Below are 18061 nucleotides of genomic sequence, written 5' to 3' on the forward strand. Positions count from 1 at the left end.
CGGTGTACTCAGTTCAAGACGGCAGGGGTGGGCGGCGCCCCTGAGGGCATGCGGGGCTGCCCGTCATCCACGCCCACAAGGACGCGCCCCAAAGGGGCGCGGGGAACTGCGCGGGAAGCCCCACGGGCCGGCACCCGCCCACCCCCGGCGGAGCCACGGCGAGAGGTAACCGGGGCCCGGGGCGGGAGCCCCGCGACGCTCACCGAAACCCCGGCCGCCGCACAGCCGACCCACACCGGAGACCCTGCTCAACCCGGCGGAGCACATGCGCTCACAGCGAACAGTTCCATTCCCGGGATTCCCCGGAGGGACCCGCGCGTTAGGGTCCATGAGTACGAGGGCAGGGGAGTCCCCGAATAACCGCCGGACGGCCCCACGCCCCGGCAGAACACGTGAGACGGCCCGGCGCCGTCGTAAGACGAGCAGGTGGATACGACGTGACGAATCTGATGCCTTCCGCCGCCGGCGAGCCTTCCATCGGCGGTGGCCTCGGCGACCAGGTCTACAACCGGCTGCTCAACGAGCGGATCATCTTCCTCGGCCAGCCGGTCGACGACGACATCGCGAACAAGATCACCGCGCAGCTGCTGCTCCTCGCCGCCGCTGACCCGGACAAGGACATCAACCTCTACATCAACAGCCCCGGCGGCTCGATCACGGCCGGCATGGCGATCTACGACACCATGCAGTTCATCAAGAACGACGTGATGACGATCGCCATGGGCCTCGCGGCCTCCATGGGTCAGTTCCTGCTCAGCGCGGGTACGCCCGGCAAGCGCTTCGCGCTGCCGAACGCCGAGATCCTGATCCACCAGCCCTCCGCCGGCCTCGCCGGTTCGGCGTCGGACATCAAGATCCACGCCGAGCGGCTGCTGCACACCAAGAAGCGCATGGCCGAGCTCACCTCGCAGCACACCGGCCAGACCGTCGAGCAGGTCACCCGGGACTCGGACCGCGACCGCTGGTTCGACCCCGAGGAGGCCAAGGCGTACGGCCTCATCGACGACGTCATCGCCACGGCCGCAGGCATCCCGGGCGGCGGCGGCACCGGGGGTGCGGGCTCGTAAGCGCCCTCACCGCCCTCCAGCCCCCGCCTCAGCCCCTTTCAGGAGACATCGTGAACGACTTCCCCGGCAGCGGCCTCTACGACCGTACGAGGGCGGCACAGGCCGCCCAGGCGCAGTACACCGGCCCCAGCGCCGAATCGCGCTACGTCATCCCGCGCTTCGTCGAGCGCACCTCGCAGGGCGTGCGTGAGTACGACCCGTACGCGAAGCTCTTCGAGGAGCGTGTGATCTTCCTCGGTGTGCAGATCGACGACGCCTCCGCCAACGACGTCATGGCACAGCTGCTGTGCCTGGAGTCGATGGACCCCGACCGGGACATCTCGGTCTACATCAACAGCCCCGGTGGCTCGTTCACGGCCCTCACGGCCATCTACGACACGATGCAGTTCGTGAAGCCGGACGTCCAGACGGTCTGCATGGGCCAGGCGGCCTCCGCCGCCGCGATCCTCCTCGCGGCCGGTACGCCGGGCAAGCGCATGGCACTGCCCAACGCGCGCGTGCTGATCCACCAGCCGTACAGCGAGACCGGGCGTGGCCAGGTCTCCGACCTGGAGATCGCGGCCAACGAGATCCTCCGGATGCGTGCCCAGCTGGAGGACATGCTGGCCAGGCACTCCACCACGCCGATCGAGAAGATCCGCGAGGACATCGAGCGCGACAAGATCCTCACGGCCGAGGACGCGCTGTCGTACGGCTTGATCGACCAGATCATCTCCACCCGGAAGATGAACAACGCCAGCGTCCGCTGACGTACTGGTAGGCGTACTGGTAGACGCGGAAGCTGTATCGTCTGCCGCCCCTTGGCACGGTTTGACTCGGAGCACGTCAAAGTGAACCGCGCCAAGGGGGGCCCGAACGGGGGGCCCGGCAAGGTACCGTCGGACATAAGGCAGCACCAGGAGTCGCTGGACCTAGGCGTCTCCCAGGCGAAGGGGAAGCACACCGTGGCACGCATCGGTGACGGCGGCGATCTGCTCAAGTGCTCGTTCTGTGGCAAGAGCCAGAAGCAGGTCAAGAAGCTCATCGCAGGCCCCGGTGTGTACATCTGCGACGAGTGCATCGATCTCTGCAACGAGATCATCGAGGAAGAACTTGCCGAGACGAGCGAGGTCAGGTGGGAGGAACTCCCCAAGCCCCGCGAGATCTACGAGTTCCTCGAGGGGTACGTAGTCGGTCAGGAGTCGGCCAAGAAGGCCCTGTCCGTCGCGGTGTACAACCACTACAAGCGGGTCCAGGCCGGTGAGAACGGCGGCGGTCAAAGCCGCGACGACGCCATCGAGTTGGCGAAGTCCAACATCCTCCTGCTGGGCCCCACGGGCTCCGGCAAGACCCTCCTCGCGCAGACCCTGGCGCGCATGCTCAACGTCCCGTTCGCCATCGCCGACGCGACGGCGCTGACGGAGGCCGGGTATGTCGGCGAGGACGTCGAGAACATCCTGTTGAAGCTGATCCAGGCGGCGGACTACGACGTCAAGAAGGCCGAAACCGGAATCATCTACATCGACGAGATCGACAAGGTCGCGCGGAAGAGTGAAAACCCGTCGATCACGCGTGACGTGTCCGGCGAGGGCGTCCAGCAGGCCCTGCTGAAGATCCTCGAAGGCACGACGGCCTCGGTCCCGCCGCAGGGCGGACGCAAGCACCCGCACCAGGAGTTCATCCAGATCGACACGACGAACGTCCTGTTCATCGTGGGCGGCGCCTTCGCGGGCCTGGAGAAGCTCGTCGAGTCCCGCGCGGGTGCCAAGGGGATCGGCTTCGGCGCCACGATCCGCTCCAAGAAGGAGCTGGAGGCGAAGGACCGCTTCGAGGACGTCATGCCCGAGGACCTGGTGAAGTTCGGCATGATCCCCGAGTTCATCGGCCGCCTCCCGGTCATCACGTCCGTCCACAACCTCGACCGCGAGGCCCTCCTCCAGATCCTGGTGGAGCCGCGCAACGCCCTCATCAAGCAGTACCAGCGCCTCTTCGAACTCGACGGCGTGGAGCTGGACTTCGAGCGCGAGGCCCTGGAGGCCATCGCCGACCAGGCGATCCTGCGCCAGACCGGCGCCCGCGGTCTGCGCGCCATCATGGAGGAGGTCCTCCAGGCGGTGATGTACGAGGTCCCGTCCCGCAAGGACGTGGCCCGCGTCGTCATCACGGCGGACGTCGTCCTGTCGAACGTGAACCCGACCCTGATCCCGAGGGACGCGCGCGGGCGCGGCCCGGGCGAGCAGAAGACGGCGTAACGGCCGAGTATTTCCGAACGATTGCGGAGGGGCCCCGGTCAACAGACCGGGGCCCCTCCGCAGTTGAGGCATGTCAGGCCTTGACGCGCACGTCCGTGCGGAACTTGGCGGCGAGTTCGGCCGCCTCCTCCATCGTGCCGGACTTGCCCGCGGCCAGGGCGGCGAGGTCGTACGTCAGGACGTAGCTGAGCGTGCTGTGGTCGCCCCAGATGCAGAACGGCATCTTCGTCGTCGTGCCGGACTCGGTGCTCTCGATCTGCTGGCACTTGATGATGCCGTTGTCGAAGCCGGCCGGCGTGAACTCCTGCGGGCTGCCGACGAGTTTGCCGTCACCGGAGGCCGTGCTCTTCGCCGACTCCGTCTTCATCTGGGCGAACATCGCGTCGACGACCTTCTCCGGGTCGTCGATGGTGCCGTACACGCCGGCGAACATCAGGCTCTTGGCGGTGAGGCCCTCGCCGGAGGTGTACATGGCGCTGACGTCCTTGGGGTTCTGGACCCCCCAGGCCTCGGCGTCCTTGATCTCGTCCTCGGTCAGCCCGTCGGCCGCGGAGTCCCCGCTCTTCTTGTACGCGCCGTCGAGCACGGTCGCCGGCGCCGTCAGCTTGTGTGCCCCGTCGTCGGCGATGTCGGAGCCACTGCCCGAGCCACTGCCACCGCCGAGCACGAAGTACGCCCCCACGGCGATGGCGGCCACGACGGCCACCGACCCGAGGACGATCGCCGTCGTCTTCTTCTTGCCCCCACCCGGCGTCGGCGGCTGCGGAACCCCGTACGGGTCCTGGCCGTACGGCGGCTGCTGGCCGTAGGCGGGCTGCTGACCGTACGGGTTCGGGGCGGCCTGCTGCGGATAGCCGTAGCCGGGCTGCGCGGGCGGAGCCTGCTGGGGGTAGCCGTAGCCGGGCTGCGGAGCCGCCGGAGGGGCCTGAGGTGCTTGGGGCGGCTGGCCGTACGGACCCGGCTGGGCGGCCGGCTGCCCGTACGGTCCGGGCTGCTGGGGTGGCCCGCCGTACGGGCCCGGCTGGTTGTAGCTCATCTCTGGGTTCCCCTCCAGATGCTTATGTGTTCCTGACATCCTCGCGCAGGCCAGTGGCCCGAGTTGCCCCGGGTGTCCCACCGTTACGAAAGAATCGAGTTTCGGGACACGGCGGTGACGCCTCTAAACTGACCGGGTGACCGAGAACGCTCAGCAGCAGCCAACAGCGCCCATCACCGAACTGCCGACCCAGTACGCGCCGGCCGAGGTAGAGGGGAAGCTGTACGAGCGCTGGGTGGACCGGGGCTACTTCGCCGCCGACGCGAAGAGCGACAAGCCCTCCTACACCATCGTCATCCCGCCGCCGAACGTGACGGGCTCCCTCCACCTGGGCCACGCCTTCCAGCACACGCTCATGGACGCCCTCACCCGCCGCAAGCGCATGCAGGGTTACGAGTCGCTCTGGCTCCCCGGCATGGACCACGCGGGCATCGCCACCCAGAACAAGGTCGAGCAGCAGCTTGCCGAGGAGGGCAAGTCACGCCACGACCTGGGGCGCGAGGAGTTCGTCGAGCGGGTCTGGCAGTGGAAGGAGGAGTACGGCGGCAAGATCCTCGGCCAGATGCGCCGCCTCGGCGACGGCGTCGACTGGAACCGCGAGCGGTTCACCATGGACGAGGGCCTCTCCAAGGCCGTCCAGACGATCTTCAAGCGCCTCTACGACGACGAGCTGATCTACCGCGCCGAGCGCATCATCAACTGGTGTCCGCGGTGTCTTACGGCCATCTCGGACATCGAGGTCGAGTACCAGGACGACGCGGGCGAACTCGTCTCGATCAGGTACGGCGAGGGCGAGGACAGCCTGGTCGTCGCCACCACCCGCGCCGAGACGATGCTCGGTGACACCGCCGTCGCCGTCCACCCCGACGACGAGCGCTACAAGCACCTCGTCGGCAGGCAGATCAAGCTGCCGTTGACGGACCGGACCATCCCGGTCGTCGCGGACACCCACGTGGACCCGGAGTTCGGCACCGGCGCCGTCAAGGTGACCCCGGCCCACGACCCGAACGACTTCGCCATCGGGCAACGCCACAACCTGCCCAACATGACGATCATGGACGAGCACGGTGTCATCACCGTCCACGGCCCCTTCCTCGGCCTGGACCGCTTCGAGGCCCGCTCCGCCGTCGTCGGCGCCCTGCGCGGACAGGGCAGGATCGTCGCCGAGAAGCGCCCCTACACGCACTCCGTCGGGCACTGCTCGCGCTGCTCCACCACCGTCGAGCCGCGCCTGTCCCTCCAGTGGTGGGTCAAGGTCGAGACGCTGGCCAAGGCCGCCGGTGACGCGGTCCGCGACGGCCGGGTCTCGATCCACCCCGAGGAGATGTCCAAGCGCTACTTCGACTGGGTCGACAACCTCAACGACTGGTGCATCTCACGCCAGTTGTGGTGGGGCCACCGCATCCCCGTCTGGTACGGCCCGGACGGCGAGATCGTCTGCGTCGGCCCCGACGAAGAGCCGCCCACCGGCGAGGGCTGGACCCAGGACACCGACGTCCTCGACACCTGGTTCTCCTCCGGCCTCTGGCCGTTCTCCACCCTCGGCTGGCCCGAACAGACCCCGGACCTCGAGAAGTTCTACTCGACGGACGTCCTGCTCACCGGCCACGACATCATCTTCTTCTGGGTCGCCCGGATGATGATGTTCGGCCTGTACGCCATGGACGGCAAGGCCCCGTTCAAGACCATCGCCCTGACCGGCCTGGTCCGCGACGAGCGCGGCAAGAAGATGTCGAAGTCCTTCGGCAACGTCGTCGACCCGCTGGACTGGATGGACAAGTACGGCTCCGACGCCGTCCGCTTCACCCTGGCCAAGGGCGCCAACCCCGGTACCGACGTGCCGATCGGCGAGGACTGGGTCCAGGCGTCCAGCAAGTTCGCCAACAAGATCTGGAACGCCACGCGCTTCGCGCTGATGAACGGCGCCACGATCGAGGGCGACCTCCCGCCCGTCGAGAAACTCTCGGCCACGGACCGCTGGATCCTCTCCCGCCTGAACAAGACGGTCGCGCAGGTCGACGCGTACTACGACGACTTCCAGTTCGCGAAGCTCAGCGACACGCTCTACCACTTCGCGTGGGACGAGGTCTTCGACTGGTACGTCGAACTGTCGAAGACGACGTTCTTCGCGGGCGGCGAGCAGGCGAAGGTCTCCGGCCGGGTCCTCGGCGAGGTCATCGACGTCATGCTGCGCCTGCTCCACCCGGTCGTCCCCTTCGTCACCGAGACCCTGTGGACCACACTGACCGGCCGTGAGTCCCTCGTCATCGCCGAGTGGCCCAAGGACAGTGGCTTCCGCGACGAGGCGGCCGAGGCCGAGATCGGCACCGTCCAGGCCGTCGTCACCGAGGTCCGCCGCTTCCGCAAGGAGCAGGGCCTCCAGGACGGCCAGAAGGTCCCGGCCCGCCTCACCCTCGACGGCACGGCCCTTGCCGCGCACGAGCCGGCCATCCGCCAGCTCCTCCGCCTCCAGCCGGAGGGCGAGGGCTTCGCGGCCACGGCAACCCTCCCGGTCGCCGGCGCCACGGTCGCCCTCGACCTCTCCGGCACCATCGACGTCGCCGCGGAGCGCAAACGCCTCGCGAAGGACCTCGCGGCAGCGGAGAAGGAACGCCAGCAGGCCGAGGCCAAACTCGGCAACGAGGCCTTCCTGGCAAAGGCCCCGGACCAGGTGGTGGACAAGATCAAGAGCCGCCTCACCAAGGCCGACGAGGACATCACCCGCATCCAGACCCAACTGGAAACCCTGCCGCAGGCGTAGGAGTTTCTACGGCACGAGGGCGCCCGGAGCTGTGAAGCTCCGGGCGCCCTCGTCGCCGACAGGGGCGCGGGGAACTGCGCGACCAGCCACAACCGGACCCGCACCCGCCAACGAAACCCCCACCACCCCACCCCGTAGGCACCCCCTCCGTAGACTGACCCACGTGAGCGACACCGACCCCTTCGACGAGATCATCGACGCCGAGACCGACCGAGACCCCGACCTCGCGGTCATCGAGGCCGGCAGCCGCACCCTCCGCACCCAGGGCGGAGCCCCGAGCGCCGACGTGCCGGGCCGCCCCACCGACCCCGAGGTCGACAAGGCCCTCCGCACCGTCGAGGCGGACCTCGCCACCCGCTGGGGCGAAACCAAGCTGGAGCCCAGCGTCAGCCGTATCGCCGCGCTGATGGACGTCCTGGGGGAGCCGCAGCGCGCGTACCCCTCGATCCACATCACCGGCACCAACGGCAAGACCTCCACCGCCCGCATGATCGAGGCCCTCCTCGGCGCCTTCGACCTGCGCACCGGCCGGTACACCTCCCCGCACGTCCAGTCGATCACCGAGCGGATCAGCCTCGACGGGGCACCCATCCCGGCGGAGCGGTTCGTCGAGACGTACGACGACATCAAGGCGTACGTCGAGATGGTCGACGCCCAGCAGGAGTTCCGGCTCTCCTTCTTCGAGGTGCTGACCGGCATGGCGTACGCGGCCTTCGCCGACGCTCCTGTCGACGTGGCTGTCGTCGAGGTCGGGATGGGGGGCAGCTGGGACGCCACCAACGTCATCGACGCCGATGTGGCCGTCGTGACGCCCATCGACCTCGACCACACCGACCGGCTCGGCGAGACGCCCGGTGAGATCGCCGTCGAGAAGGGCGGGATCATCAAGCAGGACGCGACCGTGATCCTCGCCCAGCAGCCGGTCGACGCGGCCCAGGTGCTGCTGAAGAAGGCCGTCGAGGTGGACGCCACGGTGGCCAGGGAGGGCTTGGAGTTCGGGGTCGTCAGCCGCACGGTCGCCGTCGGCGGGCAGATGCTGACGCTGCGCGGACTCGGCGGGGAGTACGAGGAGATCTTCCTGCCGCTGCACGGCGGCTACCAGGCCCACAACGCGGCCGTCGCCCTCGCCGCCGTCGAGGCGTTCTTCGGCGTCGGCACCCAGCGGCCCGAACCCCTCGACACCGACACCGTCCGCAAGGCGTTCGCCGCGGTGACGTCCCCCGGGCGGCTGGAGATCGTACGGCGCTCTCCCACCGTCGTGCTCGACGCCGCGCACAACCCGGCGGGCGCACGGGCCACCGCCGAGGGGGTCGGCGAGGCCTTCGACTTCAGCCGGCTGATCGGTGTGGTCGGGGCGAGCGGCGACAAGAACGTACGGGGGCTCCTCGAAGCCTTCGAGCCGATCTTCGCCGAGGTCGTGATCACGCAGAACTCCAGCCAGCGAGCCATGGACGTCGACGAGCTGGCCGCCATCGCCGTCGAGGTGTTCGGCGACGACCGCGTCCAGGTCGAGCCGCGGCTCGACGACGCCCTGGAGGCCGCCATCACCCTCGCTGAGGAGGACGGGGAGTACTCGGGCGCCGGCGTGCTCGTCACCGGCTCCGTCATCACCGTCGGCGAGGCCCGACTGCTCCTGGGGAGGGGCTGACTTCCGTGCGTACGCTCTGTGCTTCGACCCTGATCGGCGAGGTCTTCGTGATCGGTTTCGCCGGTCTCGTCGCCATGAAGGACCCCGACCTGTCCACGTCGACCGTGTGGACGGTCAGCGGCATCGCCATGCTGCTGTGCGTGCTGCTGTGCGGTGTGATCACCCGGCCCGGCGGCATCCAGCTCGGCTGGGCCCTGCAGATCGCGCTCATCGCGTCCGGCATCGTCGTCCCGACCATGTACTTCATGGGCGCGATGTTCGCCGCGCTGTGGTGGGCGTCCGTCCACTACGGCCGGAAGATCGACGAGGCGAAGGCGAGATTCGCCGCGCAGGCCCAGTCGGCCGGTACTACCAGTCCTGACGCTGCGTGACACCCGCTCAGGGCGGCCCTGTAGCCTCTGAGCACCGCACATACGTGACCTCGAATGGAGCCACCCCCGTGACTCAGCGCACCCTCGTCCTCCTCAAGCCCGACGCCGTCCGTCGCGGCCTGACCGGCGAGATCATCGGCCGGATCGAGCGCAAGGCCGGCTGGCGCATCACCGCGCTGGAGCTGCGCACCCTGGACCAGGAGACGCTGGAGCAGCACTACGGCGAGCACAAGGGCAAGGTCTTCTACGAGCCCCTCGTCGAGTTCATGGCATCCGGCCCCGTCGTCGCCCTGGTCGTCGAGGGCGAGCGGGTCATCGAGGGTGTGCGCGCGCTCGCCGGGCCCACCGACCCCATCGCCGCCGCCCCCGGTTCCATCCGCGGTGACTACGGCGTGATCGTCCGCGAGAACCTCATCCACGCCTCCGACTCCGAGGAGTCCGCCGAGCGCGAGCTGAAGATCTTCTTCCCCGGCCGCGACTGAGCACCCGCGTATCCGGCCGGTGAACTTCTTGCGCAGTTTCTGCACACACCGTTTCTGAGGAACCGTCATCTCACTCGGATGCCCGAGGATTGTCCGACCTGGGACGGCCGTCGAAAACCGGCCGTCCCCCGGCATATGCGTGCCGATCGGGGGAACGCCTACCCCCGAACGCTCGTCTCCAGAAGCGAGACGGCACATCGCATGCTGACAATGGCGAAGACCCTCGCGCGGTGTTCGTGCAGGCGAGACTACGATGTAAGCCTTGCAAGCCTTCACGTCACCGCACCCACTTCGCCACCCCAAACCAAAGCCATCACACGCTTCACTTGGGAAGGCCAGACGAATCCTGATGGGGAACTCAATGTCGTTCATCGGCCGTGACATGGCTGTCGACCTCGGGACCGCCAACACGCTGGTGTACGTCAGGGGTCGCGGGATCGTACTCAACGAGCCGTCCGTCGTCGCGATCAACACCAACACCGGTGGCATTCTCGCGGTCGGATCGGAAGCGAAGAAGATGATCGGTCGGACGCCCGGCAACATCGTTGCCGTGCGCCCGCTCAGGGACGGCGTCATCGCCGACTTCGAGATCACCGAGCGGATGCTCCGCTACTTCATTCTGAAGATTCACAAGCGGCGGTATCTCGCCCGTCCCCGTGTCGTCGTCTGCGTGCCCTCGGGCATCACGGGCGTCGAGCGCCGTGCCGTCATCGAGGCCTCGTCCCAGGCCGGCGCGCGCCAGGTGCACATCATCGAGGAGCCCATGGCCGCGGCCATCGGTTCCGGCCTGCCGGTCCACGAGGCCACGGGCAACATGGTGGTGGACATCGGCGGCGGCACCACGGAGGTCGCGGTCATCTCCCTCGGCGGCATCGTCACCGCCCAGTCCATCCGCGTCGCGGGTGACGAACTGGACAACGCGATCATCCAGCACATCAAGAAGGAGTACTCGCTCCTCCTCGGTGAGCGGACGGCCGAACAGATCAAGATCACGATCGGTTCGGCGTACGACCTCGACGCTGACGAACACACCGAAATCCGCGGCCGGGACCTTGTCTCCGGGCTGCCCAAGACCGTCGTGATCTCCGCGGCCGAAGTCCGCAAGGCCATCGAAGAACCGGTCAACGCGATCGTCGACGCCGTGAAGACCACCCTCGACAAGTGCCCGCCCGAGCTGTCCGGCGACATCATGGACCGCGGAATCGTGCTGACCGGCGGCGGCGCCCTGCTCCGCGGGCTCGACGAGCGGCTGCGCCGGGAGACCGGCATGCCCATCCACATCGCCGAGGACCCGCTGGACAGCGTGGTGCTCGGTTCCGGCAAGTGCGTGGAGGAGTTCGAGGCGCTCCAGCAGGTGCTGGACGCGCAGCCGCGCAGATGACGTGACTCTTCGATTCCGCCGTACGAGATGATCTCCTCTCGTGCGGCGGATCGTTGATATAGAGGCATAAGCTCGCCCAAAGAACTCCATTGCCGCCAAAGGCTCCCAAAGACTTCGTTGCCCAAGTTGCCCAAAAACTCTATTGAGGAAGGCACGGCCGCCGCACGTGAGGGACACACGAGAGAGCCGGCTGCTCCTGGTGCTGCTGATCGCGATCGCGTTCGCGCTGATCACGGTGGACATCCGCGGCGGGGAGGACTCACCGGTCGACGGTGCCCGACAGGCCGCGGCAGCCGTCTTCGGGCCGGTCGAGGACGGGGTGGCCACCGTGGTCGACCCGGTCGGCGACGCGGTCTCCGCCGTACGCGACTCCGGTGAGCGGCACGACCGGCTCGCCGCGCTGGAGAAGGAGAACGCGGCGCTCAAGGCCCGTCTCGGCAGCGGCGATCGCAACCGCAGCCGCCTCAACCAGCTCGACAAGATGCTGAAGTCGGCCGGTGCCGGGCAGTACGGCATCAAGGGCGCCGAGGTCATCGCCATAGGAGCGGCCCAGGGCTTCTCCTGGACGGTCACCATCGACATCGGCGCGAACGACGGCGTCAAGCGCGACATGACCGTCCTGAACGGCGACGGACTCGTCGGCCGCGTCACCACCGTCGGCCCCGGCACCGCGACCGTGCTGCTCGCCAACGACCCCGACTTCACCGTCGGCACGCGCATGGAGGGCAGCGACGAACTGGGCTTCGCCTCCGGGCAGGGCGACCGGCCGCTGCGCGTCCAGCTCCTCAACGGCAAGGCCAAGGTGCAGAAGGGCGACCGGCTCGTCACCTTCGGCTCGCAGGCCGACAAGCCGTTCGTGCCCGGCGTACCCGTCGGGGTCGTGTCCCGTGTCGACCCGTCCGGCGGCGACCTGACCCGCACGATCTACGTCACGCCGTTCGTCGGCTTCACCAAGCTCGACATCGTCGGTGTCGTCGTCGAGGCCCCGCGCACCGACCCGCGCGACACCGTCCTCCCGGCCAAGCCGAAGCCGACGCCCACCCCGACGGTCACCGTCACGGTGACCCCGTCCGCGACGACGGCCGACGGCCAGTACCAGCAAGAGCAGTAGGAGCTGAACTCCCCATGCGTTTCAACCGGATGCTCCTCTCCACCACCCTGGTGGTCGTCGCCATGGTGGTCCAGGTGAGCGTCCTCGCCCGCCTGCACCTCCCGGGCGCCGTCCCCGACCTCCTCCTGCTGACCGTCCTCGGCCTCGCCCTGGTGTACGGCCATGTCGGCGGCGCGCTCGTCGGCTTCGGCGCCGGACTCCTCGCCGACCTCGCCCCGCCCGCCGACCACGCGGCCGGCCGCTACGCCCTCGTGCTCTGCGTCATCGGCTACCTCGCCGGCCTGGTCAAACCCGAGAACGGCCAGCTCAAGTCGGCCACAGGACCGATGACCGTCGTGGTCGCCGCCGCCGTCGGCACGACCCTGCTGTACGCCGGTGTCGGCGCCCTCGTCGGCGACACCGCCGCCCGCAACGTGGGCCTCACCAGCCTGCTGTTCACGGCCGCGCTGTACGACCTGCTGCTCGCGCCCTTCGTGGTCCCCGGCATCATGTTCCTGGCCCGCAGAGCGGAGAACGATCCGCTCGCCGAGGCCAACTCCTCGGCCAAGAAGAGCGACATCTCGTCGGGCTGGCTCTCCTCCGGCACCGGCCTGCGCATCGGCAGCCAGCGCGGCGGCCTGAAGGTGAAGGCGGCCCGCTCGAAGGCCGCCCGCGCCGGCCGCATCAAGGGGGTCAAGCGCCTGTGACCGCGGGAGCCCGCGCGCGGAGCGCGCCAGTGGATGGAGCACTCGAACGGGTTCGCCGGGGCGGAACGCGGCCTCACAGGCCGACCGTTCATCATTCGTACACGCACACACATCTACATCACACACGTCGGCTCTCTGAGAGGGGGAGGCAGCACCAGTGACCAACATTCCCGAGACCGGCCGGACGCCACGCGTCCAGATCCGGCTCGTCGTCATCCAGATCCTCGTCCTCTCCCTCCTCGGCACCCTCGGCGGCCGGCTGTGGTATCTCCAGATCCGCGAGGGCGACGCCTACGCCAAGGAGGCGTCCGGCAACCATGTGCAGCAGGTCGTGCAGCCCGCCGTCCGTGGGTCGATCCTCGACGCGCGCGGAGTGCCGATCGCGGACAACGAGACACGCCTCGTCGTCTCCGCGTCGCGCACCGAACTGCTGAAGATGGCGGACGACGGCGACGCCGTCCTCACCAAGCTCGCCGGGGTCCTGGGCATGAAGCCCAAGGACGTCAAGGACAAGGTCCGGCTCTGCGACTCGAAGACGCCGCAGCCCTGCTGGAACGGCTCGCCGTACCAGCCGATCCCCATCACCGACGAGGCCACCGCCCGCCAGGCCCTCCAGATCCGCGAGCGCTCCGAGGACTTCCCCGGCATCACCGCCGAACCCGAGGCCGTACGCCGGTACGCCGGCCCCGGCGGGTCCAACACCGCCCAGGTCCTCGGCTATCTCTCCCCGGTCACCGACGAGGAGATCACCAAGGCGCAGGACACCGACTCGCCGTATCTGCGCTCCGACCAGGTCGGCCGCTCCGGTCTTGAGCGGGAGTACGACAAGGAGCTGCGCGGCAAGGCCGGCGTGACGCGCTACGAGGTCGACAACCTCGGCCGGGTCATCGGCACCGCCGAGGCGGACCCCGCGCAGTCCGGCTCCAACCTCGTGACGAGCATAGATGCGAGGGTTCAGCGGGTCGCCGAGTACGAGCTGAACAACGCGATGAAGGAAGCCCGCAAGGAGTACGACGACAACACCAGCGAGAACTACAAGGCCGACGCGGGCGCTGTCGTCGTCATGGAGGCCAAGACGGGCCGGGTCGTCGCCATGGCGTCCAACCCGACGTACGACCCGAACGCCTGGGTCGGCGGCATCTCCGCCAAGGACTACGCCAAGCTGACCGGGAAGAACTCCAACTACCCGCTGCTCAACCGGGCGATCCAGGGCCAGGCGGCCCCCGGCTCGATCTTCAAGGTCATCTCCACCTCGGCCGCCGTCAACGCGGGCTACCCCTTCGACGGGAACTACGACTGCTCCAGCTCGTACTCGATCGGCGGCCAGGTCTTCAAGAACTACGAGTCCAAGGGGTACGGCCCGATCAGCCTCGGCCGCGCCATCGAGGTCTCCTGCGACACCGTCTTCTACCGCCTCGCCCACGACCAGTGGGCGAAGGATGGCGGCCTGAAGCCGAACAAGAACGCGAAGAACTGGTTCTACACCACCGCCCACGATTACGGCCTCGGCGCCGTGACCGGCATCGACCTTCCCAACGAGGTCGCCGGCCGCGTCCCCGACCGCAAGTGGAAGCAGGACTACTGGAAGGCCAACAAGGCCTCCTGGTGCAAGTACGGCAAGAAGGGCGGCACGTACGCCCAGCAGATCGCGTACGAGAACTGCCTCGAAGGCAATCTGATGCGCGCCGGTGACTCCGTCAACTACTCCATCGGCCAGGGCGACATCCTCGTCACGCCGATACAGATGGCGACGATCTACTCGGCGATCTCCAACGGCGGCACCCTGTACGACCCGACCGTCGGCAAGGCGATCGTCAGCGCCGACGGCAAGTCCGTCGAGGCGATCAAGCCCAAGTCGCACGGCAAGCTGCCGATCTCGAAGTCGACCCTGAAGGACATAGACGGTGCCCTTGAGGGAGTCGTCACCCGCGGTTCGGCGGCCTGGCGGTTCGGCGGCTGGCCGCAGGACGAGATCCCGATGCACGCCAAGACGGGTACGGCCGAGGTCTACGGCAAGCAGACCACCTCATGGTTCGCGACGTACACCAAGGACTACACGATCGTCATGACGATCTCCCAGGGTGGTACGGGCTCCGGCGCCTCAGGACCGGCCGTCCGCAACATCTACGAGGCGCTGTACGGCGTCTCCGAGGACGGCAAGATCGACAACAAGAAGGCGTTGCTGCCCACCCCGCAGAAGAGCCTGCCGAAGATCGAGTCGGACGGCTCGATCGACGCCCCGAAGATCAAGCCGTACGTCCCACCGAAGGCCACCGAGGAGATCCTCGCCGTCGCGGGCGGACAGCTCCCGCCGGCCACGGTCGCCTCGGAAGGCACACGCACCAACCGCAGCGGCCGACGAGCACAGGGCGGCCGCAGACGCAGGCGCAGGCGGAGTACGCGAAGGACGACCACGACATGACCGGCGCGAACACCTTCTCCGTCTCCGGCTACGGCCCCGAACGCTCGTCCCTGTCCCGTCTGCTGGCCCGCGACTCGCTGGCCCGCAGGCTGGACTGGCCGATACTGCTGTCCGCGCTCGCGCTGTCCTTCATGGGCGCGATCCTGGTCTACTCGGCGACCCGCAACCGCACCGAGATCAACCAGGGCGACCAGTACTACTTCCTGATCCGGCATCTGATGAACACCGGCATCGGGTTCTGTCTGATGATCGGCACGGTCTGGCTCGGCCACCGCACCCTGCGCACGGCGGTCCCGATCCTGTACGGGCTCTCGGTCTTCCTGATCCTCATGGTGCTGACCCCGCTGGGCGCGACCGTCAACGGCGCCCACGCGTGGATCGTGCTCGGCGGCGGTTTCTCGCTCCAGCCCTCGGAGTTCGTGAAGATCACGATCATCCTGGGCATGGCGATGCTGCTGGCCGCCCGGGTCGACGCGGGCGACAAGCCCTACCCCGACCACCGCACGGTCCTGCAGGCCCTGGGCCTGGCCGCCGTACCGATGATGATCGTCATGCTGATGCCCGACCTCGGGTCGGTCATGGTCATGGTCATCATCGTGCTCGGGGTGCTGCTGGCTTCCGGCGCCTCCAACCGCTGGATCTTCGGTCTGCTGGGCACGGGCGCCCTGGGCGCAGTGCTGATCTGGCAGCTCGGGATCCTGGACGAGTACCAGATCAACCGCTTCGCCGCCTTCGCCAACCCGGAACTCGACCCGGCCGGCGTCGGCTACAACACCAACCAGGCGAGGATCGCGATCGGTTCGGGCGGCCTCACCGGCACCGGTCTGTTCCACGGCTCGCAGACCACCGGCCAGTTCGTCCCGGAGCAGCAGACCGACTTCGTGTTCACGGTCGCGGGGGAGGAGCTGGGCTTCGTGGGCGCGGGCCTGATCATCCTGCTGCTGGGTGTGGTGCTGTGGCGGGCCTGCCGTATCGCCCGTGAGACGACCGAGCTGTACGGCACGATCGTCGCCGCCGGGATCATCGCGTGGTTCGCGTTCCAGTCGTTCGAGAACATCGGGATGACCCTGGGGATCATGCCGGTCGCCGGTCTGCCACTGCCCTTCGTGTCGTACGGAGGATCGTCGATGTTCGCTGTGTGGGTGGCGGTGGGGTTGTTGCAGTCGATCAGGGTGGAGCGGCCCATGTCCGCCTAGAGGTGACTGTTAGGTGTCATCAGGGAGAACGGTGAATGTGTCCCGCATGGCCAATAAGTGACCTTTGGGGGCTGCCGCCGACGTCGAATCGTGACTAGATTCAATTCATGGCGGACACAAAGCGGGAAATCGAGCGGAAGTACGAATCCGACGACAGTGGGTTGCCCGACCTGACCGGTGTCGCCGGGGTCGCGGAGGTCCTCGACAAGGGCACCGCCGAGCTGGACGCGACCTACTACGACACCTCTGACCTGCGCCTGGCCTCCGCGTCGATCACCCTGCGCCGCCGCACCGGCGGGTCCGACGCCGGCTGGCACCTCAAACTCCCGGTCGGCCCGGGGGTGCGGGACGAGATCCAGGTCCCGCTCTCCGACACCGTCCCCGACGAACTGGCCGGGCTGGTCCGCGCCCGGGTCCGTGAGGGACAGCTCGTGCCCGTGGTCCGGCTGCGCTCCGCACGGGACGTGCGCGACCTCGTCGACGCCGAGGGCAAGCAGCTCGCCGAGGTCGGCGTGGACACCGTACGGGCGGAGCGGCTGTTCGGCGGTGACGGTACCGCCCAGTGGACCGAGATCGAGGTGGAGCTGGCCGACGGCGGTGACATCCGCGTCCTGGACAAGGTGGAGAAGCGCCTGCGCAAGGCGGGCGTACGGCCGTCCAAGTCCTCGTCGAAGCTGGCGCGGGCGCTGGAGGAGACCAAGGGCGGACAGCCGCAGCCGGAGGCGGAACCCGCCGAGCCCTTCACCGCCGGCGACCACGTCCTCGCCTATGTCCGCGCCCAGCGGGACGCCATCGTCGACCTCGATCCGGCCGTGCGCCAGGACACCGAGGAGTCGGTGCACGACATGCGGGTCGCCACGCGGCGGCTGCGCAGCACCTTCAAGTCCTTCGGCGAGGTTCTCGACCGGGAGGTCACCGACCCGATCGGCGACGAGCTGAAGTGGCTCGCCGGGGAACTGGGCGTGGGCCGCGACCAGGAGGTGCTGGCCGAACGGCTGAACACGGTTCTCGACGAGCTGGCCCCCACCCTCGTCCACGGCCCGGTCCGGGACCGTCTGGCCGCCTGGTCCAAGGCCGAGTACGGCGGGGCCCGCAGCCGACTGCTCGGCGTGCTGGACTCCCCGCGCTATCTGGCCCTCCTCGACACCCTGGACGCCGTGGTCGCCGACCCGCCGGTGCTCAAGGCAGCGGCCAAGAATCCGGACAAGGTGCTCGCCAAGGCCGTACGCAAGGACTTCTCGAAGGTGGCCGCGCTGATCGAGGAGGCCATGGAGCAGCCGTCCGGCGCCGACCGCGACCTCGGGCTGCACGAGGCCCGCAAGAAGGCCAAGCGCACCCGGTACGCGGCCGAGGCGGCGGGCCCGGCCCTCGGCGGCCCGGCCAAGGCGCTCGTCAAGTCGATGAAGTCCCTCCAGAGCCTCCTCGGCGACCACCAGGACAGCGTCATGGTCCGCACGACACTGGGCGAGCTGTCCGCCGTGGCGCACGCGGCGGGCGAGAACACCTTCACGTACGGGTTGCTGTACGGGCGCGAGGAGCGGCGGGCGGAGCGGGTGGAGGAGGCGGCGCCGGAGGCCTGGGCGACGGCCAAGGACGGGATGGACGTCTGAGGGCGGAGATCCTCGGCGGTACGGCGGGTGTCCCGGGCCGCGTTAGGCTGAATGACCAC

At 68.5% G+C, this 18061-nt stretch carries 14 protein-coding genes; 13 read left to right on the forward strand and 1 reads right to left on the reverse strand.

Going from position 1 to position 18061, the window contains the following annotated elements:
- The first annotated feature begins 449 nt into the window (after nucleotides 1-449).
- From ACWCRB_RS25120 to clpX, 3 genes are all read left to right on the forward strand, one after another.
- Entirely contained in the window at nucleotides 450-1067 is a 618-nt protein-coding gene (locus ACWCRB_RS25120; RefSeq protein ID WP_330293871.1) for an ATP-dependent Clp protease proteolytic subunit, read from the forward strand.
- A gap of 50 nt (nucleotides 1068-1117) precedes the next feature.
- Complete coding sequence (locus ACWCRB_RS25125) at nucleotides 1118-1816, forward strand: ATP-dependent Clp protease proteolytic subunit (protein WP_235479130.1); 699 nt, start codon at nucleotides 1118-1120, stop codon at nucleotides 1814-1816.
- Nucleotides 1817-2011: 195 nt separating this feature from the next.
- Nucleotides 2012-3298, forward strand: coding sequence for an ATP-dependent Clp protease ATP-binding subunit ClpX (gene clpX, locus ACWCRB_RS25130; RefSeq protein ID WP_450998180.1), 1287 nt, complete (start codon nucleotides 2012-2014; stop codon nucleotides 3296-3298).
- Between the two features lie 73 nt (nucleotides 3299-3371).
- On the opposite strand, the gene ACWCRB_RS25135 is transcribed toward clpX, so the two are convergent.
- Complete coding sequence (locus ACWCRB_RS25135; protein ID WP_450998181.1) at nucleotides 3372-4334, reverse strand: hypothetical protein; 963 nt, start codon at nucleotides 4332-4334, stop codon at nucleotides 3372-3374.
- A 136-nt stretch (nucleotides 4335-4470) separates the two neighbouring features.
- Between ACWCRB_RS25135 and ACWCRB_RS25140 the strand changes: the two genes are divergently transcribed.
- From ACWCRB_RS25140 to ACWCRB_RS25185, 10 genes are all read left to right on the forward strand, one after another.
- Nucleotides 4471-7095, forward strand: a complete 2625-nt coding sequence (locus ACWCRB_RS25140) for a valine--tRNA ligase (protein ID WP_450998182.1) — start codon at nucleotides 4471-4473, stop codon at nucleotides 7093-7095.
- Between the two features lie 163 nt (nucleotides 7096-7258).
- A complete protein-coding gene (folC, locus tag ACWCRB_RS25145) occupies nucleotides 7259-8743 on the forward strand; it encodes a bifunctional tetrahydrofolate synthase/dihydrofolate synthase (protein ID WP_450998183.1) in 1485 nt (494 codons plus the stop codon).
- Nucleotides 8744-8748: 5 nt separating this feature from the next.
- Nucleotides 8749-9114 (forward strand): DUF4233 domain-containing protein, encoded by a 366-nt coding sequence (locus ACWCRB_RS25150; protein ID WP_450998184.1) that lies wholly within the window; start codon nucleotides 8749-8751, stop codon nucleotides 9112-9114.
- A gap of 68 nt (nucleotides 9115-9182) precedes the next feature.
- Nucleotides 9183-9596, forward strand: coding sequence for a nucleoside-diphosphate kinase (gene ndk / locus ACWCRB_RS25155; RefSeq protein WP_006375945.1), 414 nt, complete (start codon nucleotides 9183-9185; stop codon nucleotides 9594-9596).
- 361 nt (nucleotides 9597-9957) lie between these two features.
- Nucleotides 9958-10977, forward strand: coding sequence for a rod shape-determining protein (locus ACWCRB_RS25160; protein ID WP_235479136.1), 1020 nt, complete (start codon nucleotides 9958-9960; stop codon nucleotides 10975-10977).
- A 166-nt stretch (nucleotides 10978-11143) separates the two neighbouring features.
- On the forward strand, nucleotides 11144-12088 hold the full coding sequence (gene mreC, locus ACWCRB_RS25165) for a rod shape-determining protein MreC (RefSeq protein WP_450998185.1): 945 nt from the start codon (nucleotides 11144-11146) through the stop codon (nucleotides 12086-12088).
- Nucleotides 12089-12102: 14 nt separating this feature from the next.
- Complete coding sequence (gene mreD, locus ACWCRB_RS25170) at nucleotides 12103-12774, forward strand: rod shape-determining protein MreD (RefSeq protein ID WP_450998186.1); 672 nt, start codon at nucleotides 12103-12105, stop codon at nucleotides 12772-12774.
- 157 nt (nucleotides 12775-12931) lie between these two features.
- The gene (gene mrdA / locus ACWCRB_RS25175) at nucleotides 12932-15196 is read left to right on the forward strand and encodes a penicillin-binding protein 2 (protein WP_450998187.1); all 2265 of its coding nucleotides are present in this window, start codon (nucleotides 12932-12934) and stop codon (nucleotides 15194-15196) included.
- The gene (rodA, locus tag ACWCRB_RS25180; RefSeq protein WP_450998188.1) at nucleotides 15193-16392 is read left to right on the forward strand and encodes a rod shape-determining protein RodA; all 1200 of its coding nucleotides are present in this window, start codon (nucleotides 15193-15195) and stop codon (nucleotides 16390-16392) included. Before mrdA ends, rodA begins: the two co-directional genes overlap by 4 nt.
- Nucleotides 16393-16499: 107 nt before the next feature.
- Nucleotides 16500-18002 (forward strand): CYTH and CHAD domain-containing protein, encoded by a 1503-nt coding sequence (locus ACWCRB_RS25185; RefSeq protein ID WP_450998189.1) that lies wholly within the window; start codon nucleotides 16500-16502, stop codon nucleotides 18000-18002.
- Nucleotides 18003-18061 lie beyond the last annotated feature (59 nt).

The organism is Streptomyces sp. NPDC002156 (assembly GCF_053593675.1).